We start from the raw sequence: 25,868 nt of genomic DNA on the forward strand, positions 1-25,868 counted from the left end.
GCGGTCGGCGGGGCGGGCGCGCCGCACGGGCTCGCGGCCGGGGCACGGTCCCCGGCGCGGGCACGACGGCCCGGGGCCGCGCCCGCGCCCGCCGCCACCCCCATGGAGCGGTGCCGGTTCGGCGCCGTACGGCACACCAGGGGTTCCTCGCCGCTCATGCCCCGATCATCTCCCGCATCCGGCACGACAGCACGCCCTGACCGGCGAGGACCGACCGCCCGCCAGGCAGCCCCGGAGGCGCCCCGGACGGCGTACGTACGCGGGGGAGACCTCGGCCACATCCGGACCCGGCGGGCATGCCTCCGTCCGACTCCGTCGTTGACCCCGGTGGCGCGTGGATCGCGCCGACGCAGTCTTCGAGGCTGTCGAAACTCTCGAAGCCGATGAACAGGACCTGATGTGACCGACCTCGCAACCGGCCGCGCGGCCGCCGCCCTCTCCCGGCCCTTCTCGGTCCGCGGACTCACCTCGCGCAACCGGATCGCCATGGCCCCCATGACCCGGCAGTTCTCCCCCGGGGGCGTGCCCGGCCGTGACGTGGCGGACTACTACACCCGGCGTGCCGCGGGCGGTGTCGGGCTGATCATCACCGAGGGCACCTACGTCGATCACGACTCCGCCGGAACCAGCGACCGGGTCCCCCGCTTCCACGGCGAGGACGCGCTCGCGGGCTGGGCCGGGGTCGCGGACGCCGTGCACGGGGCGGGCGGCACGATCGTCCCGCAGCTCTGGCACGTGGGCGTCACCCGCGCCGAGGGCGCGCCTCCGGTGGCGGACGCCGAACCGGTGGGCCCCTCGGGGATCTCCCTGACCGGTGAGCCCAAGGGGCGCGCGATGACGCGGAAGGACCTCGACGACGTCATCGCCGCCTTCGCGGGCGCGGCGGCCGCCGCCGAGCGCCTCGGCTTCGACGGCGTCGAACTCCACGGCGCCCACGGGTACTTGATCGACCAGTTCCTGTGGGCCGGCAGCAACCGCCGTACCGACGCCTACGGCGGCGACCTCGTCGCCCGTACCCGGTTCGCCGCCGAGATCGTCGCGGCCTGCCGGGCCGCCGTCTCCGACTCCTTCCCGCTCTTCTTCCGCATGTCCCAGTGGAAGATGAACGCCTACGAGGCCAGGCTCGCCCGGACCCCCGCCGAACTGGGCGCCCTGCTCACCCCGTTGGCCGAGGCGGGCGTGGACGTCTTCCACGCCTCCACCCGCCGCTACTGGCTCCCGGAGTTCGACGGATCCGACCTGAACCTCGCCGGCTGGGTGAAGAAGATCAGCGGCAGGCCCACGGTCACGGTCGGCTCCATCGGCCTGGACGGCGACTTCTTCAGCGCCTTCGCGGGCAACGACTCCGGCGTCACCGGCATCGACCAGCTCCTGGACCGGCTGGAGCGCGACGAGTTCGACCTGGTCGCCGTCGGCCGCGCCCTGATCGCCGACCCCGAGTGGGCGGCCAAGACCCTGCGCGGCCGGACCGGGGACATCACGCCGTTCGGCGCGGAGATGCTGAAGACGCTGCGCTGAGCGGCGGTCGCGGGGGCGGGCCGGGGGAGGGGCGGGGTGCGGGAAGCGCTCGGCGCCTCCTCGCCCTACGGCCTGTCGTCGAACTGCCGTCGTCGCCCGGAGGGCGGCCGTGCGTGCCGGGCGTCGCACGGCAGGCGGCAGTCTGACGACAGGCCCTCGCCCCTCGGCCTCCTTGCTCCGCCTCGGCGGCCGGCCGGAGAGGCGCCGCCCACGGCCGGTGACGTGCCCCCGCCCGTGGCGGGTCGTACCTCGGGTATTCATCGGCAGGCCACGGCCTCTTCCCTTCTGTTGGCTTCTCTTGGAGCATTCTGTTCGCTTCTGTTCCCCCACTCCAAGAGGCCCCCACGCATGACTGAGATGAATCGGCGCCGGTTTCTCCAGATAGCCGGTGCGACCGCGGGATTCAGCGCCCTGGCGGGCAGCATCGACCGGGCTGCCGCGATCCCCGCGCACCGGGCCAGCGGGACGATCCGGGATGTCGAGCACATCGTGGTCCTGATGCAGGAGAACCGTTCCTTCGACCACTACTTCGGAGCGATGAAGGGCGTCCGCGGGTTCGGTGACCCGCGGCCCGTGACGCTGCCGAGCGGGCAGTCCGTCTGGCACCAGGCGGATGCGGCGGGGAAGGTGACGCTGCCGTTCCACCCGACCGCCGACGACCTCGGGATGCAGTTCCTCCAGGGGCTCAACCACGACTGGCCGGGCGGCCACCGGGCGTACAACGGGGGGCGGTACGACCGGTGGGTGCCGGCCAAGACGCCGACGACCATGGCCTATCTGACCCGCGAGGACATCCCGTTCCACTACGCGCTCGCCGACCGCTTCACCATCTGCGACGCCTACCACTGCTCCTTCATCGGGGCCACCGACCCCAACCGCTACTACCTCTGGTCCGGATACACCGGCAACGACGGGGCGGGCGGCGGACCCGTGCTCGGCAACGAGGAGCAGGGGTACGGCTGGGCCACGTACCCCGAGCGGCTGGAGGAGGCCGGGGTCTCCTGGAAGATCTACCAGGACATCGGGGACGGACTGGACGCGGCCGGGCGCTGGGGGTGGATCGACGACGCCTACCGGGGCAACTACGGCTGCAACTCGCTGCTCTACTTCCACAACTACCGCAACGCCCGGCCCGGTGACCCGCTGTACGAGAAGGCGCGCACCGGCACCGACGTGAAGGCCGGCGGCGGCTACTTCGACGCCATCGCCGCCGACGTGCAGTCCGGGAAGCTGCCGCAGATCTCCTGGGTCGCCGCCCCCGAGGCCTTCAGCGAGCACTCCAACTTCCCCTCCAACTACGGCGCCTGGTACATCGCGGGGCTGCTCGACGCCCTCACCTCCGACCCCGAGGTGTGGAGCCGTACCGCCCTGTTCATCACGTACGACGAGAACGACGGCTTCTTCGACCACGTCGTCCCGCCCTACCCGCCGTCCTCCGCCGCCCAGGGCCTCTCCACGGCCGACACCACCACCGAGACCTACCCGGGCGGACCCTCCTACGGACCCGGCCCCTACGGGCTGGGCCCGCGCGTGCCGATGTTCGTCATCTCGCCCTGGAGCACCGGCGGTTACGTCTGCTCCCAGGTCTTCGACCACACCTCCGTGCTGCAGTTCATGGAGCAGCGCTTCGGCGTCCACGAGCCGAACATCTCGCCCTGGCGGCGGGCGGTCTGCGGCGACCTCACCTCCGCCTTCGACTTCGGCCGGTCCGCGCCCGCCCCCGACGACCTGCCGGACACCTCCGGGTACGAGCCCCCGGACCGCGAGCGGCACCCCGACTACCGGCCCACCCCGCCGGCCGTCGGCGCCATGCCCGTCCAGGAGCCCGGGAGCCGTCCGACCCGGCCGCTGCCGTACGAGCCGTACGCGGACGCGGCGGTGGAACCGGAGAGCGGGCGGATCGCGCTCACGTTCAGCCCGGGCACGACGGCCGGGGCGCAGTTCTACGTCACCTCAGGCAACCGCACCGACGCCCCGTGGACCTACACCACGGGCGCGGGCCGCACCCTCACCGACCGCTGGAACTCCGCCTACTCCGGTGGCAGCCACGACCTCACCGTGCACGGCCCCAACGGCTTCCTGCGTACGTTCCGGAGTCCGGGCGCCACCGCCGGGCCCGAGGCCACCGCGCGCCACAACGCCACCAGCGGCAACCTGGACCTCACGCTCACCAACCCGGGCGCCGCCGACGCCGTACTGACCATCACCGACGCCTACGGGGGAGCGGAGCAGACCCTCACCGTGCGGCCCGGGGCCACGGTCTCGCGCACGGTGGACCTGCGGGCGGGCAGGCGCTGGTACGACGTGTCGGTGACCCTCGACGGGGAGCCGGGCTTCCTGCGGCGGTTCGCGGGCCATGTGGAGACGGGGGCCACCGGGGTCAGCGACCCCGCGATCGTCACGGGCTGACCTGCGGGAAGGGGCGGCCTGGCGGGGCCGGGCGTGGGCGGCGCGAGTGCGCGGTCCCTGCCCGACCCCTGGCGGTGATGCCCGGACGCGCCTGTCCCCTGACGGTCATGCCCGGCCCCTGACGGGCGTGCGCGGGTCAGGCGGCTCCGCCGTTGGTCGCGCCCGCGGCCGGTGCCGCCTTCTTGATGCCCTTGGTGATCTCGTCCAGGACGGACAGCTTCGGCGCGTCCTTGTTGATGTCGAAGCCGGAGCGGACCACGACGAGCATGTCCTTGGAGGCGGGGGAGGGGAAGACCAGGGATTCCACGTAGCCGTCGTCGCCCTTCTCCGTCACCACCTTCCAGCGCACCGCGTACCCCTTCTGGCCCGCCACGGTGACCTCGGCGGACTTGATCTCCTCGTGCGAGGTGATCGTCCCGTAGGCGTCCCCGCCGTAGGACTCCTCGGCGTTGGCGGCGATGTCCTTCTTGGCCGCCTCCTCCGGGGAACCGGCCGTGAGCTTGTAGGCCGCCGCGGGGGCCGAGAAGATCCCGCCGCGCACGCACGTCTTGGCCGAGCCGCCGGGGCAGGGGTGCTCGCCCGTCGTCAGCCCGGCGCCGACCGCGGCCGACCTGCCCTTCCACCCCTGGGGCACCGGCATGCTGATTCCGGCGGCCAGGTCCGTGGCGTAACCCGGCTCCGTCGGCGGGAGTTGCCCGTCCGGGCCCCCGTCGCCGTCCTCACCGCCGTCCTCACCGCCGTCCTTGTTCCCGCCGTCGCCGCCGCCGTCGGGTGCGCCGGGGCCGCCCGGGGCGGAGGGGGTGGCGGACGGTGTGGCGGCCGCGACCCCCTGCCGGTCGCCGTCGCGCTCGCCCAGCAGGTACACCCCGCCCCCGATCGCGGCGAGCACCACCGCGCCGACGGTCACGCCGACGCCGATACGGAGGCCGCGGCGGCGGGCCGCGGCGGGCGACGGGCGGACATGGCCGGTCCACTGCACCCCGTCCCACCAGCGTTCCTGGTCGGGGCCTTTGCCTGAATGCCCGGGGTCTGGGTGCCAGCCGGGCGGGGTCATCTGGGTCACGGGTGCACTTTATGCGGGTCGGGTGAGAATCGTATGAACCGACCACGGTGTGACCGGGGCGGCCGCGGCACGGCGGTCCGCGCGCCTGGGTGTCCGCGCGTCTGCGGGCCTGTGCGTCCGGGTGTCTGTGGATCCGTGTGTCCTGCGGCCGTGTGTCCGGGCGGCCGGCGGCCCGGCGGCCCTCACGGTTCGATCAGGCCCGCGCGGATCGCGTACCGGGTGAGTTCCAGGCGGTCGCGCAGCCCGAGCTTCTGGAGCAGGTTGGCGCGGTGCCGCTCCACGGTCTTGACGCTGATGACCAACAGCTCGGCGATCTCCTTCGAGGAGTGCCCCTCCGCGACCAGCTTGAGGATCTCCTCCTCGCGTTCGGTGATCGCCCGCGCCGGAAGCCCCTCGCCCTCCTTGGCCCGGTCGAGGAAGTTGCGGATGAGCGCCGTGACCGCGCCCGGGTAGAGGAACGGCTCGTCGCGCATCGCCGCCCGGCAGGCCTCCACCAGATCACGGTCCGCGACCGACTTGAGGACGTACCCGGCCGCTCCCGCCTTCAACGCCTCGAAGAAGTACTGCTCGTTGTCGTACATGGTCAGCATCAGGATGCGCAGGCCGGGCAGGACGCGGGACAGCTCGCGGGCCGCCTGCAGCCCCGTCAGCCGGGGCATCGCGATGTCCAGGATGGCCAGATCCGGCCGTTCGGCACGGGCCATCTCGATGGCCTCGGCGCCGTCGCCCGCCTCGGCCACGACCGTGAGGTCCGGCTCGCCGTCGAGGATCAGCCGCACTCCCCGGCGTACCAGGGCGTGATCGTCCGCCAGCAGGATCCGGGTCGGCGCCGCGGGGCGGGCGGAGGCGGACGGGGAGGGGAGAGGGGACGGGGAGGAGAGGGACATGGTCAGCGGCTTCCGTTCCGTACGGGCACATCGAGACGTACTTCGGTACCGCCCCGCGGCCCCGGGCCGAGGAACAGCTCGGCCCCGACCAGCAGGGCGCGCTCGCGCATCCCGCGCAGCCCCGCGCCCTCGGGGGCGTCCCCGAGCCCCCGGCCGTCGTCGCGGATGAGCAGCTCCACCCCGCAGGGGCTGCGGCGCAGCGAGAGTTCGAGCCGTGACGCACCGGCGTGGCGGACGGTGTTGGTGAGGGCCTCCTGCGCGATCCGGTAGATGACCAGCTCGGCCTCGGCGTCCAGCTCCGGCAGGTCCTTGCCCATCTGCCGGCGGACCGTCAGCCCGTCGGGCGTCGGTGTCTCGGTGGAGAGCGCCGTGAGCGCGCTGACCAGGCCCAGTTCCTCCAGCACCCCGGGGCGCAGCCTGCGGGCGATCCGGCGGATCTCGTCCAGGGAGCCGCGGGTGATCTCCTGGACCTGCCGCAGCTCCTCGCGGAGCGGCTCGGGAGCCTGGTCGGCCACCCGCTTCAGCTCCAGCAGCACCGCGGTGAGGGTCTGGCCGACCTCGTCGTGCAGCTCCTGGGCCACCCGGCGCCGCTCGGCCTCCTGCGCGGAGAGAGCACGGGCGCTGCTCGTGGCGCGTTCCGCCTCCAGCCGGTCGAGCATCGTGTTGAACGTCTCGATCAGGGCGGCGATCTCGCCGTGCCCGGCCACCTCGGGGCGCGGGCTCGGGCGCAGCAGGTCCGTCGTGGTCATCGCCCGGGTGACCCGCTGGAGGGGGAAGAGGCCCAGCCGGAGCAGGGCCGCGTTGGCGGCGAGCATGAAGGCGATCCCGCCGGTCAGGATCATCGCCTCGGTGAGCAGGACCGGCGTCGAGATGGTGATCGGGCCGAGCAGCAGCAGGGCCCCCGCCGCGACGAGCACCGCGGCGTTGAGCAGGAAGATCCTCCAGAACAGGGACAAGGGAGCACGGCCTCCATCGGGCGTTGCGAGGGCGGGGCGGGTGGCGGCGGGCGTTGACGAGGGTGTCGACAGCCTCCACTATCGTCGCTGCGCGCGGGAAACCGCCGTCACCCGGGTGGCCGCCGATCCGGCGGCGCCACGGCGGACGGGCGGTGCCGCATCTGCATGGTGCACACCCCCGGATATGGGTGCTGCCCCCGATGGCCCTCCCGTACCTCTCCTCCGATCATGAACTCAGGGCCCGGGGGCCCTGCCCGTGCCGCAGTGCGGGGCCGGCCCTGCTGGAGGGGCCGAGAGGCCTCCGTACCGGGAGGGAGCCACGATGCCGACGTACGACGAGAAGCTGCGAGCCCTCGAGGAGCAGTTCCATCGCGACGACCCCGGTTTCGCCGCCGCCATGGCCGACGGGACTCCGCGCAGCCCCCGTGAGTACCGCCGCCGCAACGCCTGGCTCTGCATGGCCTTCGGCCTCACCGCCCTGGGCATGGGGATCGGCATCGGCCACGGCCTCCTGATCGCCACCGGGCTGGTGGTGTCGGGAGCGGCCGCCCACCTCTTCGACCCGCAGCGCGGCCGCCGGCACGGCAAGGACATCCCGAACGCCCCCGGGAACCCACGGACCGACTGACACGCGGCGACCGCACCGCCGCACCCCCGGCCCCTCCGCAAGGGCCGGCCGAAGCCCCGACCGCCGAACCGGTCGGGGCTTTCGCGTGCCCGGGGCGCCCCCGGCGGGAGGCGGGCACCCGCCGCCGGTCGTCCCGTCGGCCACCGTCCGGCCGTCGGTCGTCCCGCCGGTCGTCCCGCCGGTCGCCGTCCGGCCGGTGAGAACCCGCCCTCGGCGGCCCCGCCGCCGACGAAACGTGCGGGCGAGAACGCCCCATCGGCCATCGCGCGGCCCTGAATCCCCCTAGCGTGAAGCCCAACGAGCAACCCCAGCGAGACACCCCCGGCGAGAACCCCTCACCGGTCACCGGGAAAGGCCCCATGCGCATCGGACTCTTCGCCACCTGCCTGGGCGACACGCTCTTCCCCGACGCGGTGCGCGCCACCGCCGTCCTGCTGGCCCGCCTGGGGCACGAGGTGGTGTTCCCGCCCGGGCAGACCTGCTGCGGGCAGATGCACATCAACACCGGCTACCAGCGCGAGCCCGTCCCCCTGGTCCGTGACTTCGCCGAACAGTTCGGTGACGCCTCCATCGAGGCGGTCGTCATGCCGTCCGGCTCGTGCGCCGGTTCGGTCCGCCACCAGCACGCGATCGTCGCGGACCGCTACGGGGACGCCGCCCTGCGCGCCGCAGTGGCCACCGTCGCGGCGAAGACGTACGAACTCTCCGGACTCCTCGTCGACGTCCTCGGGGTGACCGGCGTCGGCGCCTACTTCCCGCACCGGGTGACGTACCACCCGACCTGCCACTCCCTGCGGATGCTCCGCGTCGGGGACCGCCCGCTCCGGCTGCTGCGGGCCGTGGACTCCATCGACCTCGTCGAGCTGCCCGGCGCCGACTCCTGCTGCGGGTTCGGCGGCACGTTCGCGCTGAAGAACGCCGAGACCTCCACCGCGATGCTCCACGACAAGCTGGCTGGCATCGCCACCACCGGGGCCGAGGTCTGCACCGCCGGTGACTCCTCCTGCCTGATGCACATCGGCGGCGGACTCTCCCGCGCCCGCTCCAGGACCCGCACCCTGCACCTCGCCCGGATCCTCGCCGCCACCCGCGCGACGCCCGACCCCCTCACGGAGGCCACCGCCGTATGAGCACGTTCCTCGGCATGCCCGCCCGGCCGCCCCGCTCCCCGTACGGCACCGGCAACCTGCGCGGAGACGAACCCTTCCCCCGCGCCGCGCACCAGGAGCTCGGCAACGGACAGCTGCGCCGCAACCTCCACAAGGCCACCACCACGATCCGCGCCAAACGCCTGAACGTCACCGGCGAACTCCCCGACTGGGAGGCCCTGCGCGAGGCCGGAGCCGCCATCAAGACCGACGCGCTGAACCGGCTGCCCGAACTCCTCGAAGAGCTGGAGCGCAAGGTGACCGAGCACGGCGGCACCGTCCACTGGGCGCGGGACGGCGCCGAGGCGAACGAGATCGTCACCCGGCTGGTCAGGGCCGCCGGCAGCGGCGAGGTCATCAAGGTCAAGTCGATGGCCACCCAGGAGACCGGCCTCAACGAGCATCTGGAGGCGGCCGGCATCACCCCGTACGAGACCGACCTCGCCGAACTCATCGTGCAGCTCGCCCACGACAGGCCGTCGCACATCCTCGTCCCCGCCATCCACCGCAACCGGGACGAGATCCGGCAGATCTTCCTGGACCACATCCCCGGCGTCGACCCGGAGCTGGACAGCGTCCCCGCCCATCTCGCGGCAGCCGCCCGCGCCTATCTGCGCGAGAAGTTCATGACGGCGAAGGTCGCCGTCTCCGGCGCCAACTTCGGTGTCGCGGAGACCGGCACCCTCGCCGTCGTCGAGTCCGAGGGCAACGGCCGCATGTGCCTCACCCTCCCCGAGACGCTGATCACCGTGATGGGCATCGAGAAGGTCCTGCCGCGCTACCGGGACCTGGAGGTCTTCCTGCAACTGCTGCCGCGCTCCGCCACGGGGGAGCGCATGAACCCCTACACCTCGTTGTGGACCGGGGTGACCCCCGGCGACGGGCCGCAGGACGTCCATCTGGTGCTGCTCGACAACGGCCGTACGGCGGCCCTCGCGGACGCCGTCGGACGCGCGGCGCTCACCTGCATCCGGTGCTCGGCCTGTCTCAACGTCTGCCCGGTCTACGAACGGACCGGCGGCCACGCCTACGGTTCGACCTACCCCGGCCCGATCGGCGCCGTCCTCACCCCGCAGCTCGCCGGGATGGACGCCACCGCCGACGACCCCAACAGCTCGCTGCCGTACGCCTCCACCCTCTGCGGAGCCTGCTACGACGCCTGCCCGGTGAAGATCGACATCCCCTCGCTGCTGGTCGAGCTGCGCCATCAGCACACCGAGCAGACCGGCACCACCGCCGAGAAGCTCGCGATGAGGGCGGCCGCCGCCGTGATGAAGCGGCCCACGCTGTACACGGGCGCGCAGAGGACAGCCGGACTCGGCCGCGCCCTCGCCGGCCGCGACGGGACGATCTCCCGGCTGCCCCCGCCCTTCGGCGGCTGGAGCGACAGCCGCGACACCGCCGCCCCGCCCCGACAGACCTTCCGCGCCTGGTACGCCTCGGCCGAGGGCCGTGCCACGCTCCGGGCGGCCGCCGGTGAACACACCCCGGACGGGGGAGAGGGCGGTACGGAGTGACCAGCGCACGCGACACCGTGCTCGGGCGGGTGCGGGACGCCCTGGCCCTGGCCCCGACGCCCGCCACCGCCGTACCGCGCGGCTACCGCACCGGCCGGACCCTCCCCGACGCCGAACGCCTCGCCCTCTTCACCGACCGGCTCGTCGACTACCGGGCCGAGGTCCATCCCTGCACCGCCGACCGCACCGGGGAGGTCGTCGCCCGCGTACTGCGCGACCACGGCGCCCGCCGGACCGGTGTGCCCGCCGGACTGGATCCGCGCTGGCTCGACGCGTACGACGGCGAGGTCCGCCCGGACACGGCGGACATCCCCGCGCCGCAACTGGACGCCCTGGACGCCGTGGTGACCGCCTCCGCCGCGGCCTGCGCCGAGACGGGCACGATCTTCCTGGACGGTTCCCCCGGCCAGGGGCGCCGGGCGCTCTCCCTCGTCCCCGATCTGCACCTCTGCGTCGTCGACCTCTCCGCCGTCGCGGCCGGGGTGCCGGAGGCGGTGGCCCGGCTGGTGCCCGAGCGGCCGACGACGCTGATCAGCGGGCCGTCGGCCACCTCCGACATCGAACTGGAACGGGTGGAGGGCGTGCACGGCCCCCGGAGGCTGGTGGTGGTGATCCGCACCGACAGATGACCGGGCCGAGGTCCTGACCCCGCGTGGCCCACCGCGACCGAGCCCGGGTCGATTGCGGGTCGCGCTCCGGCCAGGGCGGGCCGCGCTCCGGCCAGGGCGGGCCGCGCTCCGGCCAGGGCGGGCCGCGCTCCGGCCAGGGCGGGCCGCGCCCCGGCCAGGGCGGGCCGCGCCCCGGCTACGCGTGGTCCACGGCCACCGCGTCCCGCCCCAGGAGGATCCGCGTCCTCGTACCGTCCTCCGCCCAGTCGGCCCGGACCTCGACCGTGCCGCCGTCCGGGCCGGGCCGCACGTCCACCGCCTCCACGACCGGCTCCATCGGTCCGGCCTCCGGGTCCGCCGTGAGTGACGCGAGGGCCACCAGGACCACCGCCCCGGAGGCGTCGGCGGTCAGCCGGGGGAGCACCGCCCAGCGGGTGTACGCCGTGCCCTGCGGGGCCCGTACGTCCTCCGGCTCCGCCGCCGCCCAGCCGTGGAGCCCGTACAACCGCGAGCGGAGCGGGCCGCCCGGCTCCGCCGCCCAGCCGGTCAGCTCGGCCCGTGCGCCGTCGGGCGCCCCCAGCACCCGGTGGACCCGCAGTTCGTGGCGGCCCCGGGCCACCGTCACGCTCTCCACCCGGAGGCCGGGGACGGTGGAGGGGCCGGACGGGAACACGGGGACGTGCCAGGACCCGGCCCAGCCCCAGCCCTCGCCGTGTCCGGCCCCGAGCGGACGGATACGGCGCCGGGTGCTGCGTACCCCCTCGACCACCACCGACAGGTGGTTGTCCGCCGGGTTCGCCGCCGCGGTCGGCCCGGTCACGGTGGAGTAGGCGAGCCGGGCGTAGTGCGGGTCCGTGCCGGCCGCCGACTCGCCCTCGTCGGGGCGGACGTGGTCGCTGCCGTGGTTGTGCAGCCGCACGACCCCGTCGGCGCGCGTCGACTGCACGAGGAACCCCGGTGCCCGGACGGAGAGCACCCGGTCCGGTCCCTCGCTCGGCGCCGCCTCCTCGACCGACGCCCACAGGGGATGCCCGGCGGGGGCCAGCAGCGCGACGAACGCCTTCGACGCCCAGTAGGGCGACGCGGGACCCGAATAGGACTGCAGGGTCGCCGGATGGGGGCCGTGCCAGCCGAGGCTCAGCAGCCCGTCCTCCGAGGCCGCCCCGCGCTCCAGGAAGTACCGCAGCGATCCGTTGACCAGCCTGCGCGAGACCCCGGGGGCGAGCGGGGTGTGCCCGGTCACGGCGCCCAGCCCCACCGCCGCGGCCGCGGCGAACCGGTAGGTCAGGGAGCGCCCGAAGTGCAGCGGGGCCCCGTCGCCGCCGAACATCAGCGAGAAGCTCTCCAGATGCTCACGCAGCCGCGCCCCGTGGGACGTCGGGGCCTGCCCGTCGCCCGCCAGCAGGCCGTCGAGCACCGGATACAGGTGCAGGGCCCAGCCGTTGTAGTGGTCGAAGGCGCGCCCGTCCCCGTCGGCGTACCAGCCGTCGCCCCGGTACCAGCCCTCCAGCAGCTCCAGCGCCCGCTCCCGCGCGCGGGCCGTCTCCGCGTCGCCCCGCCCCACCGACTCCAGGAAGCCGGCGACCGTGTACGGGAAGAGGTACCAGTTGTTGCCTGCCGGGAGGTGCCGCAGCGCGCCCCGCAGCCACTGCTCGGCCCGGTCCCGGACCCCGGGCTTCAGCCGGTCCCAGAGCCAGGGCCGGGTCAGCCGCAGCCCGAGCGCGACGGAGGCCGATTCCACCATGGGCTGCCCCTGCACATGGTGGTCCAGGACGACGGGCCAGGACTCCGCGTCCTCCCGCCCCGGCGTACGGGTGCCTGCCGCCAGGCCCCGCGCGTACCGATCCAGCCAATCGTGCGGGTCCCTCCCCCCGGCCCCGGCGACCCGGAAGGCGGCCGCGAGGAAGGTCCGCGCATACCCTTCGAGCCCGTCGGAGCGCACCCCGGAACGGGACGGAGGCCCCGGCAGGTCGAGCAGTGCCCCGCCGGGGGTGGCCCACCGCCAGGCGGCGTGCACCAGCCCGTCGGCGGCGGCCTCCCAGTGCGCTCGGGTGTACCCGGTGTACGGGCTCGACGCCCGGTCCTCCGGGGGAAGTCCGAAAGGGAGCGGGCGGGAGCGGAAGGTCGTCATGGGGGAAGGCCGGGCCCTTCGTGGTGACCGGTGGACCGGTGGACACGGAAGCCGGCCTGGCGATGGACGCGGGTCACGGTCGGCACAGGGAAGCCTGATCGAGTGATCGGAAACGGTCAAGAGATTCAACGGAATCCACCAGAAATGATCAAACGATCACATCGCCCAGAAGGAGCCCGGTGCCTCCCCGCCAGAGCCCGCCCCTCAGGGAAGCAGCAGCCAGTCCGCCCCGACCGCCGCCACCAGACCGGCCCCGAGCAGCCAGCTGCCCAGCCGGGTACGGCCGTTCCGGCTGAGCTCGATGACCACACCGCACAGGATCAGCGCGAGCCCGTACACCCCGACGACCAGCACCGACGACCGGCTCGCGATCCGCAGGGCGAGGACCACGCCCATGGCGATCATGCCCACGGAGGAGAGGACGATCCGCAGCCGCCGCGCCTGACGCGGGGTCAGCCTCCGCTCGCCGTCACCCTCGCCGTCCCGGTCGTCGCCTGCGATCTCCGTGCCGTCCCGGTCGTCGCCTTCGGTCTCTGTGCCGTCGGCGGAATCCGCGCTGTCGGGCGCGTCCGCCCCCGTGCCGGCGGCTTCGGTACGGGTGTCGCCCGCGGTGTCCTCGGGAGCCCGCGCCGTCGTGCCCTCGGCTATCGGGGTGTCGGTGCCCCGGTCCCGCCCCTCGCGCTGGGTCCGGACCCGGTCCTGGTCAGAAGTGCTCATGGGGCCGGATCGTAACGGCTGCGCGGCGGCCCCGTTCCCGGACCGCCGGGTTCTGCCGCCGCCCGCTCCGAGCCTGCGGGCCGCCTACCCCAGCAATCGCGGAGCCTCGGCCTCCGCATCGACCGGACGCCCCGCCTCCACCCGGTCGGCCAACTCGTGCGCCCAGTCCACCAGTCCGCCGCCCCGGATCCCGTACGGCCACGCCTCACCGTACGAGGAGAGCGCCCCGGCGCCCCGGCGCAGCAGCCGCGCGCCTCCCGCCCGGTTGCCACGCGCTCCGTGCGTCAGTCCCACGGCCAGCTGTGCGAGCCCCCGCCACAGCTCGCGTTCGGCCCGCGGCCCCGACTTCCAGGCGTCCTCGAACACCTCGTGGGCATGGAACGGCATCCCCGCGTCCAGCAGCCGCTGCGCCTCCCGGAGCGTCTCGTCCGGCGTACGGACGACGCCCTCGGGCTGCCGCTCGACCCCGGGGCTCCCGTACGGCAGGGGGCGCCCCAGTCCGTCCCGGGGGCGCGCGTTGCGCGCCCGGCCCTCGGTGTCACGGTCCCTGCTCGTCTCGTCCACTACCCGATTGTGCCTCGTACCTGCAGGGAATCGGCCGAACCCTGTCGATGGGCACCCGCGCACGACTAGGCTCGACCGTCGTCACTGCATGCCATGTGGGAAGGGTGGGCATGAAGCCGTCCCGGCCGTTGTACGAACGTGAACCGGAACTCGCCGCTGCCGCGAGGGCGGTGGACGATCTGTGCGGAGCGCAGGCCGTCGGCGGGCTCCTGGTCTTCAGCGGGGAGGCGGGGCTCGGCAAGACCGCCCTGCTGGCGGAGATCCGGGCGATGGCCGCCGACCGCTGCACGATCTGGTCCGCCCGGGGCGGCGAGACCGTCACGTCCGTGCCGTTCCACGTCGTACGGCAGTTGCTGCAGCCCGCACTCGACCAGTTCCCGCCCGACGAGACCCGGGCGCTCTTCGGTGACTGGTACGACACCACCGCACCCGCTCTCGGGCTGGCCGAGCCCAGCGGCCCGCAGCCCGACCCGCAGGGTGTCCGTGACGGCCTCGACTTCGTCGTCGCCCGGCTCGCCTCGCGCCTCAGCCACCGGCCGTTACTGCTTCTGGTGGACGACGCCCACTGGGCGGACGGCGAATCCCTCACCTGGCTCTCCTCGTTCACGGCCCGGCTCGGTGAACTCCCGCTGCTCGTCGTCCAGTCGTACCGGCCGCAGGAGATGGCCGAGCGCAACGCCAGTTACGTCGCCGACCGCGCGGCCGAGCGCGACGCGGAGGGGGACAGCAACGTCACCCGGGTCGCCCTGCGGGCGCTGACCCCGGACGCCACCGCCGAGCTGGCCCGCGCCGCCCTGGGCGAACACGCCGACGACCCGTTCTGCCGCGAGGTGTGGGCGGTCACCGGCGGCAACCCGTACGAGGCGGTTGAGCTGGTCGCCAAGGTGCAGGACCAGGAGCTGGCACCGGTCGAGGAGTCGGCCGGGCAGCTGCGGGAGCTGGGCGCCTCCGCCCGGGGCAGCGGGCTCGTCGCCCGACTGGAGCGGCTCGGCACCAACGCCAACCGGTTCGCCTGGGCCGCCGCCGTGCTCGGCACCGACATCTCCCAGGAACTGGCCGCCACCCTCGCCGGGATGAGTTCGGCGGAGGCCGCCGACTGCACGGCCCGGCTGCGCGACGCCCGTATCGTCAGCGGCTTCGACCCGCTGGAGTTCGTCCACCCGCTGATCGCGACCGCCGTCTACCGCTCCATCCCGCCCGCCACCCGCACCGCGATGCACGGCCGCGCCGCCTGGGCCATCACCCGGGCCGGCCTCGGCGCCGCGGCGGCCTCCCGGCACCTGCTGGAGGTCCACCCCGACGACGACCAGGAACTGGTCGCCCAGCTCCGCGAAGCCGCCGGCCAGCACCTCGCCGTCGGCGCCCCGGAGGCGGCCAGGCGCTGTCTGGAACGGGCCCTGGAGGAGCCGCCCCGCCCGAAGGACCGCGCGGTGCTGCTGTACGAACTGGGCTGCGCCACCCTGCTCAGCTCCCCGCCCACCACCGTGCAGCACCTGCGCGCCGCCCTGGACATGCCCGGCCTCGACGACGGCCTGCGGGTCGACGCGACGTTCCGGCTCGCCGCCGCGCTCGCCCTGGCCGCCGAAGCGGCCCGTACGGCACCGGGCCCCGGCCTGATGCGACTGCAGGCCGCGCACTTCATGTGGGAGGGCATGCAGGCCACCGAGGACGACGGTCCGGCCCGCTCCCGCCGCCTCACCCGCAACGCCGACCACCTCAAGGGCCGCGACAACGCCGAGCGGGCGCTGCTCACCCTGCGCGCCTTCGACGCCATGCTGCGCGGCGAGAACGCCCAGCTCATCGTCGACCTCTGCGAACGCGCCCTGGTCGACGGCAGCCCGGCCCGCGGCCTCGGCTGGACCGACTCCGAGTGGGGCTTCGAACTCCCCACCATGGTCGGGATCACCTACGCCTTCACCGACCAGCTCGACCGGGCCGACAGCCTCTTCGGCGAAGCCGTGCGGGCCTTTGAGATCTCCGGCTGGAGCGGGGCCCACCTGGCCTTCGCGCACACCCTGCTCGGCATGGTGCACCGCCGTCGCGGCCGCCTCGCGGAGGCCGAGGGCTTCTTGCGCGAGGGGCTCCGCCTGGCCGACCGCGTCGGCTCCGGCCTGCCCGTCCACTGGGACGCGGCATGCCTGCTCATCGACACACTGCTGGCCCGGGGCCGTACGGCGGAGGCCCGCAAGATCGCCGATCGCTACCGCTTCGGCCCGCCCTACCCCAGCGCCATGGTGCTGCCGGACGGCCCCTGCATCCTGGGCCGCCTGCTGCTTGCCGAGGGCCGCAAGGAGGAGGCGATCGCGGAATTGGAGGCGGCCGGTGCCGCCCTGGAGCCGCGCGAGCGGTTCAACGGCATCTGGGCACCCTGGGCCGGCGACCTCGCCCGCGCCCTGGCCGACGACGACCCCGGGCGCGCCGCCCACCTCGCGGCCCGGGCCCGGGTGCACGCCGAACGGTTCGGTACGGACACCGCCATCGGCGAATCCCTGCGCTGCATGGCCCTCTTCGCACCGCCGGAGGAGGCCGAGCGACTCCTCGCGGAGGCCGTCCGCCACCTGGAGAGGTCCTCCTCCGCCTACGAACACGCACTGGCGCGTGTCGACTACGGCATCGCGATCGGCTCCCACCGGGAACTGGCCCGGGCCCAGAAGCAGGCCATGGCCTGCGGCGCCGAGGGACTGGCGGCCCGCGCCCAGCACGCACGGACGTCGATCCGGTCCTCGGAGTGAGGTAATGTTTGTCCTGCGCGGCCACCCGGACCACCGGGAGGAACCGCAGCGGGACGTGGCGCAGCTTGGTAGCGCACTTGACTGGGGGTCAAGGGGTCGCAGGTTCAAATCCTGTCGTCCCGACTGGAGACAGTCGCAGATCAGGGCCGGTTTCGGAGCAATCCGAGACCGGCCCTTGATCACTTTTGGGGACCAGTTGGGGACCAGGCGGGGGTCCGGCGTCCTTGACCGGGTCAGCGGGTCATGACGACGGGGCCCGGTAGCGAGCGTGGTGCGCGCAGCGCGCTGAAGTGGGCGGAGAGCGCCGCTCCGGCTGCCGTGATCTTGCGGACGTCCGGGTGCAGGTAGCGCTGGGTGGTGGTCAGGGAACCGTGGCCGGCGATCCTGCGGAGCACGTGTACTGGGACCCCGGCGTCGGCGAACCAGGTGAGCGCGGTGTGCCGGAGGTCGTGGCGGCGCAGATGTTCATAGCCGAGCTTGGTGACCACGTCGTCCCAGTGCGTGGCGTCGCGCAGGACGGCTGTGGAGATGCGTCCGCCTCGCGGGCCGGTGAACAGGCGGGCGTCCGGGTTGGGGCCGGCGGACAGGATGCGCTGGGCGACGAGGGGGCGGATCTCCTCGACGATGGGAACCTTGCGGGCCCGCTTGCCCTTGGTGCCTTTGTCGGTCAGTCCGCCGGGGGCGGGTGTGGTCTGACGGCGCACGGTCCAGATCCACTGGGTGGTGTCGATGTCTCCGATGCGGCAGCCGGAGATCTCCCCGATTCGTGCGGCGGTGCACGCGGCGAAGATGACCACGTCTCCCCAGCCGCGGTACTCGTCGTGGGAGGCGGCCACGAGTGCGTCGGCCAGTGCGAGGAGTGTTTCCCAGTCGGGCAGGGCGAGCGCGCGTGGGTCGAGGAGTTCGTCCTCGGTCTGCTTGTAGAGCTTCTGCCAGCCGGTCACTCGGGCGGGGTTTACCTTGATGATGCCGTCGCGCACTGCCTGCTCCATGACGCGGACCAGGACGGCGATGGTGTTCTTGACCGTTGAGCGGCTGAGCTCGTCGGCGATCCAGTTCTGCACGGTGCGGTCGACGGCACCGTTGGTGATCATCCGGACTGCGAGGTGGCCCAGGGCGGGTACGACGCGCATCCGCCAGCCGGCGAGATAGGGGTCGAGAGTCTTCAACTCCAGCCCTCGCAACGCTAGGTCCATGTTCGCATTGCCGTACTCGGCGAGCTTCATGGTGGCCAGCGACGGGGACAGCCCTGCCTCAGCCGCTTCGATGATCGACTGGAGCCACTCCTGCGCTTCGTCCTCGTCCGCCTTCCCCTCCGACAGGGACAGACGCCGCTTCGTAGCCGGGTCGAACCAGCGGACCCGCGCTCGGTAAGGGTTGGGGCGATCAGGCCGGTACTCGATGTCGGTCGTGAGCCGGACACCGACCGGCACAACGGCCTTCTCGCCCATCATGCGTCTCGGCTCGGGACGGTCCGGCGGCCACGTAGCCATTCCTCAACGTCGACCGCGCTGTACATGACGACGCGTTCCGAAACGGCGACGAACGGCGGGCCCTGGGGCGGCCGGGCGGTGCGCCAACGGCGCAGCGTCGAGGTGTCTACGCGCAGGCAGGCGGCGAGGTCGCGTGTCGAATACCAGGCGTTGGCCAGGAGAGACGACCGGCTGTCATCTCGGATGAATTGGGCATCTTTCTCATTCTTTATGTGCGTCTGACGGTCTGTGGAGGCTGCTATCGGTCCGATGGGCAAGGGTGGTGGATCTCCGGGGGTATGGAGAGCACCGGAGGGATACAGCGGAAAGCGGTCGGCGACGGGCGACGCAGCCCGCAGGTCGAAAGTCGGGGGATTCTGCGTGCGCCAGAAGCGGTGAATCCCTTCTGGTGGACTGATCCGCAGTGGTGCTCGGGGCAAACGATGGACAACAATCGTCCGCAGATACGCCGGTTTGGCTAACCGGCGATGGGCGGCTACATTGCCCTCGCTCGCGACGCGGCGAGTGTCAGGTGCTGTGCCGATTGAATGCTTCTCGATGACGCATCATGTGGAGTGCGTGGCGATCCTTGAACCGGCGGCGAAGGGCGCCTGACCTGCGGCATTGCGCATGCGCGTTATGTGCGGTGTGGGCGTTACGGGCGATATCTTGACGCTCATCTGACGCTCGTTCTGATGGGGTGTCAGATGAGCGTTGGGCAGGTCAGGTGGCGTCAAAGCTGCGAGCGGCGATGTGACGCCCAGGGCTGGTGACGCTCAATGCGGGCCCGCCGGATCGTGCAGATCAGATGTCCCGGAAGAGACCAGCGAGTGCGGTGACCTGCCGTGATGAGCGGTCAATGGTCGCTGACCTGCGCGAATGACCTTTCGGATATGTCACGTTCGTACGGCTTGATGGGGCCGGAGGTCCCAGAAAAGTCCCAGGGCATTCCCACCGCTGACGGGTGTCTTTCGGCTCTGTACAGCACGGGTGCGTCGAACGACCTCGCTTCCAGCGCGGCGATCCTGGTCCGGGACGAGCTGGAGAACGCCGGTGTGGCGCCCCGGCAGTGGTGGACGGAGGTCGGAGAGGACGTGCTGGAGGCTGTGTTCGCGTTCGCCCGGGACTCCGTGAGCGGGGACGCCTGGCCGGGGGGCGTGTATCTGGGGCTGGGACCAGGATCGCGGCTGGGCCCTGTACGAGCCGGGCGACGGTGGCCTGGCTGACGAGTCCCCTCTGGGCAGGGATGCCGGTGGCTATGCCCACCCGGGAGGTCGCGCCGATCTGCGCTCATGAACTCCGGTACGGCACCGAGCCCGAGCTGGGCCCGGCGGGCGCTCCGACGCCGTGGGGCGGCGGAGACGCCGTCTTCGAGGCGGTCACCTCGTGGACGGCTCAGCCCTGACCCGTCAGTGGGCGGTGGAGTGGTGGCGGTCATGGTCGCGTTCGTAGTTGGCCAGGGCCAGGCCGAGCGCGAAGAAGGTCGGTGCCCATTCACCGACGAAGATGCCCCACCGGTCGGCCCGCGCCGTACCGGCGGGCTCCCCCTTGAGCGACCCGTACCAGGAGACGACGGACAGACCGATCGAGGCGAACGCCGCCGTGTAGGCGTGCTCGGCCTTCAGGCCCTTTTCGTGCAGCAGCTTGACGACCATGGCTTTCCCTTTTGGGGTCGACGGTGTCGGTATGTGGTCCTCATCCACCGTTGCCCCGTACCGCCGAGCCCGCAATTCGGGTCGGCGGTACGGTACGGTCAGCCGCTCACCGTCGGCCCTCTCGCTGTCCGCCGCCTCCAGCGCCGGACCTCGCGGGGGCTACGCAGCCGAACGGCCTCGACGCCCAGGGCGGCGGTCTCGGCCACCTGCCGGGCCAGGTCCGCACGCCAGAGTGCCGGTACGGCCACCCACCGCCATCGGCCGTACGAAGCGGCGGGGGTCTGTATCCGTGCCGGCTCAGGATCAACGGTGTGGCCTGGGTCTTCCTCCTGCCCGCCTTCGCAGACACCGGTGGCCGTGCTCGTTGTCGCCTGCGGCCTCCTCTGCACTCCGGGAGCTGCCGTTTATGGCCTCAAGCACCCGGGCCCCTGGCCTGGCTGGTTCGGGTTCCACGAGGTCTTCCCGGCGCTCAGCATCGCCGGGTTCGCCGCGCACTACGTAGCAGTCTTCCCGGCGACCGCCATGCTTGCCGAAATCTGCGAAAAACGCGCCCGGAAATTTAAGGTACCTGTCGCGGCCGAACGAGTTTTTGGCGTGCTGGGTGGAGAGTGTTTCTCCTGCCGCGAGCAGGTCGCTTTCCGTAATCGGGTGTTCGCCGTCCGCGCGTGCTACTGTCTGTCTTGGTTGCAGTTGTGGTTCCCAGAGCTTCAGGCTTCTGCTTGGGTATTTTCGGCCCGCGGAAGCTTCATTATATTTCCGGTTTCTCCGGTCGGGGCATCATCGCGGCGATACGGGACCCGTGCCTCACGGGTCCCGGAGTACCTGCACCCGAAGGAGATGTGGCATGGCGTCAGGCACTGTGAAGTGGTTCAACGCGGCCAAGGGTTTCGGCTTCATCGAGCAGGACGGCGGCGGTACTGACGTGTTCGCCCACTTCTCGAACATCGCTGCCGAGGGCCTTCGTGAGCTGATCGAAGGCCAGAAGGTCACCTTCGACATCGCACCGAGCCCGAAGGGCCCGACCGCCGAGAACATCGTTCTCGCCCGACGCTGACGCACACTTCGTAGCTGGGCCCCCCATCCTTCGGGGTGCGGGACCCAGCTGCGGACATCCTCCCGCCTCCGTGGTGCCGGGCGGAAGAACCTTCGCCCGCAGATCGCTGCCCGCCCCTTCGGGGTTCCGCTCGCCGGTGGTCTGGATTCCTCGCCCCTATGGCTTCACTCGTTTCATTGCCTGCATCCCGGTCCGGGATAAACCGCCGGCCGCATTTAATTTCCGCGTTTCGCTCGGCCCGTTCTTGTGATTCCTTGCGCTGTTCTTCCGCTGCGGGAATTCCTTGGTACGTGCCGTATCAAGGAAGGTTCTGAATGAACCCCACCCGTACGAACAGCCGCATCTCCCGCGCACGCAGCCGTACCGCCGACTCCGGTCGTGGCGGCAGCCGCTTCAACTCGACCGCCCCGGCCCGCTCCGGCGGTTCGGGCCGCTCGGGTGGCCGGCGGCGGGTTCCCGCCGCGGTCCAGGGCGAGTTCGCTCTGCCGGTCACGCTCACTCCCGCGCTGCCCCCCGTCGAGGCGTTCGCCGAACTCGGCATGCCGGGACAGCTGCTGGCGGCGCTGACCGCCCAGGGCGTGAGCGTTCCGTTCCCGATCCAGGGGGCGACCCTGCCCAACACCCTGGCAGGCCGTGATGCCCTGGGCCGGGGGCGTACCGGATCCGGCAAGACCCTCGCCTTCGGTCTGGCTCTGCTGGCCCGTACCGCCGGTCAGCGTGCCGAGCCGCGCCAGCCGCTCGCCCTGGTCCTCGTGCCGACGCGCGAGCTGGCCCAGCAGGTGACCGATGCCCTGGCCCCCTACGCCCGCTCGGTCAAGCTGCGCATGGCCACCGTGGTCGGCGGTATGTCGATCGGCCGGCAGGCGAGTGCGCTGCGCGGCGGTGCCGAGGTCGTCGTCGCGACGCCGGGCCGGCTCAAGGATCTCATCGACCGCGGCGACTGCCGGCTCGGCCAGGTCGCGATCACCGTCCTCGACGAGGCGGACCAGATGGCTGACATGGGGTTCATGCCGCAGGTCACCGAACTTCTGGACCAGGTCCGCCCCGAGGGGCAGCGGATGCTGTTCTCCGCCACTTTGGACCGCAACGTCGACCGCCTGGTCCGCCGCTACCTCAGCGACCCGGTCGTCCACTCCGTCGACCCCTCCGCCGGTGCGGTCACGACGATGGAGCACCACGTGCTGCACGTCCACGGCACCGACAAGCACCGTACGACGACCGAGATCGCGGCCCGCGACGGCCGGGTCATCATGTTCCTGGACACCAAGCGGGCCGTGGACAAGCTCACCGACCACCTGCTGGCCAGCGGGGTGCGGGCCGCCGCCCTGCACGGCGGGAAGGCGCAGTCGCAGCGCACCCGGACCCTGACCCAGTTCAAGACCGGGCACGTCACCGTGCTCGTGGCCACGAACGTCGCCGCCCGCGGCATCCACGTCGACAACCTCGACCTCGTCGTCAACGTCGACCCGCCGACCGACCACAAGGACTACCTCCACCGCGGCGGCAGGACCGCCCGGGCAGGGGAGTCCGGCAGCGTCGTCACCCTGGTCACCCCCAACCAGCGCCGCGATATGACCCGCCTCATGACCGCCGCCGGGATCGTGCCCCAGACCACTCAGATCCGCTCCGGCGAAGAGGCACTCGGCCGCATCACCGGCGCCCAGACCCCCTCCGGTATTCCCGTGACGATCACCGCACCGGTGGCCGAGCGGCGTCAGCGCAGCACATCCTCACGCGGCCGGCGCAGTCCCGCCTCCGCGACCCGGCGTGCGAGCGCCCGTCAGTCCGCCGTCAACCCGGCGGCCTGAGACTTCGTGATCCGGAAGCTGACTCACTTGTGCAGGAGGCACCTTTTGACGCTGGTTCAGATGCAGCCCCGCTCGACCGAGGCCAAAGCCGTGGGCAGGACGGTGGCCGACGCCATGGACACCGCCGGACCACAGGTGTACGGCGACATGACCGTCGAGGTGGCCCTGTCCGTCATGGCCAGTGCCCGTACCGGGCATCTGCTGGTCTGCGACGACAGCAGTCTGTGTATCGGCCTGGTCACCCACGCCCGGCTCGCAGCAGTCCGTAAGAGCGCGGCGTACTCGGACAGGGTCCAGCTGCGGGACATCCTCGGCGACCGAGGACCGTTCACCTCACCATGGGCCACCATGGCCGAAGCCGGGCACATGATGCGCCACAGCGACATCAATGCCCTGCCCGTGGTCGACGAACACGGCAGCGCCCTGGGCGTACTCGCCCTCGCCCGCTGAGCCGCCCCGTCCGCGGCAGGACCACTCCATCGTCGCTTCTCTCCCTGTGAGGCATCATGCGCTTCGTCATCGCCCGCTTCCCCTTCGACCTGACCAGGAGCAGCGTCCTGGAATCGATGAAGGGCATCAAACCCGAGCACGCCTCCGGACAATCGGTGATCATCGGCCGACGCACCTACCCCCTCAAGCAGGTCGGACAGGTCATCACCCGCCAGGACCGCCGCGACTTCAGCGCCGGCGAAATCCTGCGGGCCATGACCCAGCTCGGTTTCACCTGCCGCAACCCGACTCCGGCCCCGGCACCCACCCAGGTTCTCACCCCGTTGCAGCAGGCATCCGCGATGCTCGGCGCCCCTGCGGCCGGAATCCTCACCACGCGGTAGGGACCCCGGCTCCCGCTTCCGGCGGCAGGGGGCAGACCGCGTGAACCCGGGCCGTCGCGCATTTTCTCCAGGCTGTCCTCAAGCGCCTCGGGTGTCGGCCGGATTCCGAGGAGTCCTTGCACCGGCTTCCCACCGGGTGGGCCTTGATGCCGAAGAGAGCGAAGCCCTCCTGGAGCGCGTACGGAGCTGCCGGCAGGCCGCCGCCGAGTAGGCGGCGAAGCCAACGTGCGGCCGGCCCGCGCCCAGTACTTCGTCGCTACTCTAGAACCCGCCTGCAACCCCACACCCGCCCGGCGTTCGGAGCGTTGAGGAGATCCCAGTCCGGCAGGCTCGCCTCCTGCCTGCCCGGCCGAACGGTGAAAGAGACCCGTGTACAGGAAACCGGACAAGGACGAGACCGGGCTGCTGATCCAGCACACGCAATACCCGACGGCGCACGTCATAGTGCTGCGGGGAGCTACCGGACCCGCCGCGGGCCACCAGCTGGATGCCGCTTTCCGCCGCGCAGCCGCATCAGGACTGCCCCTGATCGTCGACCTCGCCGCGCTCGACTTCGCCGACGAGGAACTCCTCAGCCACCTCCTCCACGCCCACCAGACCTCCGGCCTCCAGCTCGTCGGCCCTCTCGCCGGCCCCGTCCAGCGCCGCTTCCACGTCACCGGTGCCGCCACCCTCTTCACCCTCCTTCCCAACCTGGCCGCTGGCCTCACCCCGTAGGGCCTGTCCGGTGGGCATCCGGCAGGGCCTGTCCAGCGTGCGGTAGGTAGGGCCGGATTCGAGGAACTGCGGGCGATCAGGCGTTGCTGCCGCCTCCCTCGGTGCTGTGGGTCCGCGGTCCGGTGACGTGGCGGTATCGGATCTCCTGGACTTGCCGGAGCGCCCGGTGCGGTGGTTGATTTGCTGACGATCCAGACGATGCCGTCCACCGGTCTCCGCCACATGGGTAGTCATAACCATGTCCCTTTTCGTTCTTCACATCTGCCAGCCGGGGGCGAGCCCCCGGGGTGGGCGGGCTCTGCCACTGCTGTTCGGGGCCGCGGCGACTCGGGTGCATTCAGCCGACTGGTCCTGCCCACCCGGATCGGCCCGGGCGGGAGCTAACACGTTTCACCCGCGGCGGACCCATGCACCCCACCGATCAGGCGATCGAGGAACTCGGGCGGGCGGTGCGCACGGCGTTCGTCTGCGACTACCTCGCCGATGTCGAACTTCGGCAGGAGATCCATGAGGGCTTGCAAGTCGTGGAGGACTGGAACAGCGCGAACAAGGACCTCTTCCAGGGCATGGACGGGGATCTGGCCAGGGCGGACAAGCCCGGGCCGTGCCCGGCCCGCGCAGCCCGCAGAGGGAGGTGGTGCCGACTGGAGGAGAGGCTGCGGTGCGGTTCTAGACGCCGCGGGCGGCAGGAGCGTTCTGCTCCAGGCGGGTGCCCAGCGTGTCGGCGAAGTCCTCGGCACGTTCCAGCTGGATGCGCAGCTTCTCCACTTGCTCGGCGGCGGCCTGCCGGTAGGTCCGCACGCGCTCCAGCAGCGCCTCGCGCTCGCCGTCGTCGAGAGCGTCGTCGCCGTCGAGGCGGTCGGTGGCGTTCAGGAGGTCGCGCATCTGGTCCAGGGTGAAGCCGAGCGGCTTCATGCGGCGGATGACCATGAGCCGGGCGACGTCGGTCTCGGTGTAGAGGCGGAAGCCGCCCTGGGAGCGGGCGGAGGGGGTGACCAGGCCGGTCTCCTCGTAGTGACGGATGGTGCGCAGGGACAGCTCCGTCCGTGCGGCGACTTCGCCGATCTGCATGTGCTGGTCGTCCACAACCTGTGTCCCTGGCCCTTCCCGTCGTGGCGGGCCGCGTCCCGTGCGACCCCACCGCCCTCTACTCTAACGTTAGGGTAGAGTAGATGATGGCGAGGGCGGCCAGGCTGCCCCGCTTCTGCCGTTCCGGGGCCGATGGTGGCCCCGGCGAAGATCCGATTCTTGCAGGAGAGAGCGTGCGCGAGCCCATCACGCCGACTGCCGCCGCCTGCCCGCCGTGATCGTTCGCCCTCGGACGTGACCCACCCGGCCGGGCACCGCCCAGGCCCCGGCTCGCGTCCTCCACGACTTCCCGGCCCCTTCTCGGGCCGCCCGCGGGATGCCGGCCGGTCTCCCGCGCCCCTTCCCGCACACCCCGGCCCATC

Annotated in this window: 24 protein-coding genes, 1 tRNA gene and 1 pseudogene; 16 read left to right on the forward strand and 10 right to left on the reverse strand. The window is 72.2% G+C overall.

The features are described from left to right. The first annotated feature begins 399 nt into the window (after positions 1 to 399). Both ACQ9ZG_RS30130 and ACQ9ZG_RS30135 read left to right on the forward strand, forming a co-directional pair. Positions 400 to 1,518, forward strand: coding sequence for an NADH:flavin oxidoreductase (locus ACQ9ZG_RS30130; protein ID WP_109916519.1), 1,119 nt, complete (start codon positions 400 to 402; stop codon positions 1,516 to 1,518). A gap of 348 nt (positions 1,519 to 1,866) precedes the next feature. After that, positions 1,867 to 3,927 (forward strand): phosphocholine-specific phospholipase C, encoded by a 2,061-nt coding sequence (locus tag ACQ9ZG_RS30135; protein WP_109916520.1) that lies wholly within the window; start codon positions 1,867 to 1,869, stop codon positions 3,925 to 3,927. 136 nt (positions 3,928 to 4,063) lie between these two features. Here ACQ9ZG_RS30135 and ACQ9ZG_RS30140 read toward each other — a convergent pair whose 3' ends face one another. The 3 genes from ACQ9ZG_RS30140 to ACQ9ZG_RS30150 all read right to left on the reverse strand — a co-directional run bounded on the left by ACQ9ZG_RS30140 (position 4,064) and on the right by ACQ9ZG_RS30150 (position 6,833). Beyond that, complete coding sequence (locus ACQ9ZG_RS30140) at positions 4,064 to 4,981, reverse strand: DUF2510 domain-containing protein (protein ID WP_499281648.1); 918 nt, start codon at positions 4,979 to 4,981, stop codon at positions 4,064 to 4,066. 191 nt (positions 4,982 to 5,172) lie between these two features. Continuing rightward, positions 5,173 to 5,877, reverse strand: a complete 705-nt coding sequence (locus ACQ9ZG_RS30145; protein ID WP_181398401.1) for a response regulator — start codon at positions 5,875 to 5,877, stop codon at positions 5,173 to 5,175. 2 nt (positions 5,878 to 5,879) lie between these two features. Then, complete coding sequence (locus ACQ9ZG_RS30150; protein ID WP_028419777.1) at positions 5,880 to 6,833, reverse strand: HAMP domain-containing sensor histidine kinase; 954 nt, start codon at positions 6,831 to 6,833, stop codon at positions 5,880 to 5,882. Between the two features lie 322 nt (positions 6,834 to 7,155). On the opposite strand from ACQ9ZG_RS30150, the gene ACQ9ZG_RS30155 reads away from it, so the two are divergent. From ACQ9ZG_RS30155 to ACQ9ZG_RS30170, 4 genes are all read left to right on the forward strand, one after another. Then, positions 7,156 to 7,461 (forward strand): DUF3040 domain-containing protein, encoded by a 306-nt coding sequence (locus ACQ9ZG_RS30155; RefSeq protein ID WP_109917363.1) that lies wholly within the window; start codon positions 7,156 to 7,158, stop codon positions 7,459 to 7,461. Between the two features lie 359 nt (positions 7,462 to 7,820). Further along, the gene (locus ACQ9ZG_RS30160) at positions 7,821 to 8,591 is read left to right on the forward strand and encodes a (Fe-S)-binding protein (RefSeq protein WP_109917618.1); all 771 of its coding nucleotides are present in this window, start codon (positions 7,821 to 7,823) and stop codon (positions 8,589 to 8,591) included. Further along, complete coding sequence (locus ACQ9ZG_RS30165) at positions 8,588 to 10,126, forward strand: lactate utilization protein B (protein ID WP_499281421.1); 1,539 nt, start codon at positions 8,588 to 8,590, stop codon at positions 10,124 to 10,126. The genes ACQ9ZG_RS30160 and ACQ9ZG_RS30165 overlap by 4 nt, the downstream gene beginning before the upstream one ends. Continuing rightward, positions 10,123 to 10,755 (forward strand): LutC/YkgG family protein, encoded by a 633-nt coding sequence (locus ACQ9ZG_RS30170; RefSeq protein ID WP_109914843.1) that lies wholly within the window; start codon positions 10,123 to 10,125, stop codon positions 10,753 to 10,755. The genes ACQ9ZG_RS30165 and ACQ9ZG_RS30170 overlap by 4 nt, the downstream gene beginning before the upstream one ends. Before the next feature lie 175 nt (positions 10,756 to 10,930). On the opposite strand, the gene ACQ9ZG_RS30175 is transcribed toward ACQ9ZG_RS30170, so the two are convergent. From ACQ9ZG_RS30175 to ACQ9ZG_RS30185, 3 genes are all read right to left on the reverse strand, one after another. Next, positions 10,931 to 12,865 (reverse strand): DUF2264 domain-containing protein, encoded by a 1,935-nt coding sequence (locus tag ACQ9ZG_RS30175; protein ID WP_499281422.1) that lies wholly within the window; start codon positions 12,863 to 12,865, stop codon positions 10,931 to 10,933. Positions 12,866 to 13,069: 204 nt separating this feature from the next. Then, entirely contained in the window at positions 13,070 to 13,582 is a 513-nt protein-coding gene (locus tag ACQ9ZG_RS30180; protein WP_109916164.1) for a hypothetical protein, read from the reverse strand. Positions 13,583 to 13,666: 84 nt separating this feature from the next. Further along, positions 13,667 to 14,146 (reverse strand): DUF309 domain-containing protein, encoded by a 480-nt coding sequence (locus ACQ9ZG_RS30185; protein WP_084990728.1) that lies wholly within the window; start codon positions 14,144 to 14,146, stop codon positions 13,667 to 13,669. A gap of 110 nt (positions 14,147 to 14,256) precedes the next feature. Between ACQ9ZG_RS30185 and ACQ9ZG_RS30190 the strand changes: the two genes are divergently transcribed. Both ACQ9ZG_RS30190 and ACQ9ZG_RS30195 read left to right on the forward strand, forming a co-directional pair. Beyond that, the gene (locus ACQ9ZG_RS30190; RefSeq protein WP_499281423.1) at positions 14,257 to 16,878 is read left to right on the forward strand and encodes an ATP-binding protein; all 2,622 of its coding nucleotides are present in this window, start codon (positions 14,257 to 14,259) and stop codon (positions 16,876 to 16,878) included. 49 nt (positions 16,879 to 16,927) lie between these two features. Further along, a tRNA-Pro gene (locus tag ACQ9ZG_RS30195) sits at positions 16,928 to 17,001 on the forward strand. 110 nt (positions 17,002 to 17,111) lie between these two features. On the opposite strand, the gene ACQ9ZG_RS30200 is transcribed toward ACQ9ZG_RS30195, so the two are convergent. Then, positions 17,112 to 18,329: a tyrosine-type recombinase/integrase gene (locus tag ACQ9ZG_RS30200; RefSeq protein WP_109914354.1), complete on the reverse strand. Its 1,218-nt coding sequence runs from the start codon at positions 18,327 to 18,329 to the stop codon at positions 17,112 to 17,114. Further along, complete coding sequence (locus ACQ9ZG_RS30205) at positions 18,329 to 18,790, reverse strand: helix-turn-helix transcriptional regulator (RefSeq protein WP_375138255.1); 462 nt, start codon at positions 18,788 to 18,790, stop codon at positions 18,329 to 18,331. Before ACQ9ZG_RS30205 ends, ACQ9ZG_RS30200 begins: the two co-directional genes overlap by 1 nt. An 818-nt stretch (positions 18,791 to 19,608) precedes the next feature. On the opposite strand from ACQ9ZG_RS30205, the gene ACQ9ZG_RS30210 reads away from it, so the two are divergent. Then, entirely contained in the window at positions 19,609 to 19,755 is a 147-nt protein-coding gene (locus tag ACQ9ZG_RS30210) for a hypothetical protein (protein ID WP_181398074.1), read from the forward strand. 4 nt (positions 19,756 to 19,759) lie between these two features. Here the strand turns inward: ACQ9ZG_RS30210 and ACQ9ZG_RS30215 are convergent, their stop codons facing one another. After that, the gene (locus ACQ9ZG_RS30215; protein ID WP_109914356.1) at positions 19,760 to 20,005 is read right to left on the reverse strand and encodes a hypothetical protein; all 246 of its coding nucleotides are present in this window, start codon (positions 20,003 to 20,005) and stop codon (positions 19,760 to 19,762) included. 357 nt (positions 20,006 to 20,362) lie between these two features. Here ACQ9ZG_RS30215 and ACQ9ZG_RS30220 point away from each other — a divergent pair, with 357 nt between their 5' ends. From ACQ9ZG_RS30220 to ACQ9ZG_RS30250, 7 genes and pseudogenes are all read left to right on the forward strand, one after another. After that, a complete protein-coding gene (locus ACQ9ZG_RS30220) occupies positions 20,363 to 20,926 on the forward strand; it encodes an AdipoR/hemolysin III family protein (protein WP_375138256.1) in 564 nt (187 codons plus the stop codon). Next, positions 20,850 to 21,059 carry a cold-shock protein gene (locus ACQ9ZG_RS30225; protein ID WP_109914357.1) on the forward strand — a complete coding sequence of 70 codons (210 nt, stop codon included), beginning with the start codon at positions 20,850 to 20,852 and terminating at the stop codon, positions 21,057 to 21,059. The genes ACQ9ZG_RS30220 and ACQ9ZG_RS30225 overlap by 77 nt, the downstream gene beginning before the upstream one ends. Positions 21,060 to 21,373: 314 nt before the next feature. Next, entirely contained in the window at positions 21,374 to 22,867 is a 1,494-nt protein-coding gene (locus ACQ9ZG_RS30230; RefSeq protein WP_109914358.1) for a DEAD/DEAH box helicase, read from the forward strand. A 45-nt stretch (positions 22,868 to 22,912) separates the two neighbouring features. Beyond that, the gene (locus tag ACQ9ZG_RS30235; protein ID WP_109914359.1) at positions 22,913 to 23,317 is read left to right on the forward strand and encodes a CBS domain-containing protein; all 405 of its coding nucleotides are present in this window, start codon (positions 22,913 to 22,915) and stop codon (positions 23,315 to 23,317) included. Between the two features lie 56 nt (positions 23,318 to 23,373). After that, positions 23,374 to 23,700, forward strand: a complete 327-nt coding sequence (locus tag ACQ9ZG_RS30240; RefSeq protein WP_109914360.1) for an SCO5918 family protein — start codon at positions 23,374 to 23,376, stop codon at positions 23,698 to 23,700. A gap of 369 nt (positions 23,701 to 24,069) precedes the next feature. Then, entirely contained in the window at positions 24,070 to 24,417 is a 348-nt protein-coding gene (locus tag ACQ9ZG_RS30245; RefSeq protein ID WP_109914361.1) for an STAS domain-containing protein, read from the forward strand. A gap of 380 nt (positions 24,418 to 24,797) precedes the next feature. Then, positions 24,798 to 25,001: pseudogene (locus ACQ9ZG_RS30250) on the forward strand (Tn3 family transposase); the annotation flags it as partial. 85 nt (positions 25,002 to 25,086) lie between these two features. Here ACQ9ZG_RS30250 and ACQ9ZG_RS30255 read toward each other — a convergent pair. Then, positions 25,087 to 25,503 carry a MerR family transcriptional regulator gene (locus ACQ9ZG_RS30255; protein WP_499281424.1) on the reverse strand — a complete coding sequence of 139 codons (417 nt, stop codon included), beginning with the start codon at positions 25,501 to 25,503 and terminating at the stop codon, positions 25,087 to 25,089. Positions 25,504 to 25,868 lie beyond the last annotated feature (365 nt).

The organism is Streptomyces araujoniae (assembly GCF_050871195.1).
Classification (GTDB): Bacteria; Actinomycetota; Actinomycetes; order Streptomycetales; family Streptomycetaceae; genus Streptomyces; species Streptomyces bacillaris.

Coding starts and splice junctions, on each gene's coding strand:
- ACQ9ZG_RS30140 (WP_499281648.1), bottom strand. CDS start 4,981: ATGACCCCGCCCGGCTGGCACCCAGACCCCGGGCATTCAGGCAAAGGC.
- ACQ9ZG_RS30180 (WP_109916164.1), bottom strand. CDS start 13,582: ATGAGCACTTCTGACCAGGACCGGGTCCGGACCCAGCGCGAGGGGCGG.
- ACQ9ZG_RS30240 (WP_109914360.1), top strand. CDS start 23,374: ATGCGCTTCGTCATCGCCCGCTTCCCCTTCGACCTGACCAGGAGCAGC.
- ACQ9ZG_RS30145 (WP_181398401.1), bottom strand. CDS start 5,877: ATGTCCCTCTCCTCCCCGTCCCCTCTCCCCTCCCCGTCCGCCTCCGCC.
- ACQ9ZG_RS30190 (WP_499281423.1), top strand. CDS start 14,257: ATGAAGCCGTCCCGGCCGTTGTACGAACGTGAACCGGAACTCGCCGCT.
- ACQ9ZG_RS30155 (WP_109917363.1), top strand. CDS start 7,156: ATGCCGACGTACGACGAGAAGCTGCGAGCCCTCGAGGAGCAGTTCCAT.
- ACQ9ZG_RS30230 (WP_109914358.1), top strand. CDS start 21,374: ATGAACCCCACCCGTACGAACAGCCGCATCTCCCGCGCACGCAGCCGT.
- ACQ9ZG_RS30135 (WP_109916520.1), top strand. CDS start 1,867: ATGACTGAGATGAATCGGCGCCGGTTTCTCCAGATAGCCGGTGCGACC.
- ACQ9ZG_RS30215 (WP_109914356.1), bottom strand. CDS start 20,005: ATGGTCGTCAAGCTGCTGCACGAAAAGGGCCTGAAGGCCGAGCACGCC.
- ACQ9ZG_RS30160 (WP_109917618.1), top strand. CDS start 7,821: ATGCGCATCGGACTCTTCGCCACCTGCCTGGGCGACACGCTCTTCCCC.
- ACQ9ZG_RS30200 (WP_109914354.1), bottom strand. CDS start 18,329: ATGGGCGAGAAGGCCGTTGTGCCGGTCGGTGTCCGGCTCACGACCGAC.
- ACQ9ZG_RS30225 (WP_109914357.1), top strand. CDS start 20,850: ATGGCGTCAGGCACTGTGAAGTGGTTCAACGCGGCCAAGGGTTTCGGC.
- ACQ9ZG_RS30210 (WP_181398074.1), top strand. CDS start 19,609: ATGCCCACCCGGGAGGTCGCGCCGATCTGCGCTCATGAACTCCGGTAC.
- ACQ9ZG_RS30175 (WP_499281422.1), bottom strand. CDS start 12,865: ATGACGACCTTCCGCTCCCGCCCGCTCCCTTTCGGACTTCCCCCGGAG.
- ACQ9ZG_RS30165 (WP_499281421.1), top strand. CDS start 8,588: ATGAGCACGTTCCTCGGCATGCCCGCCCGGCCGCCCCGCTCCCCGTAC.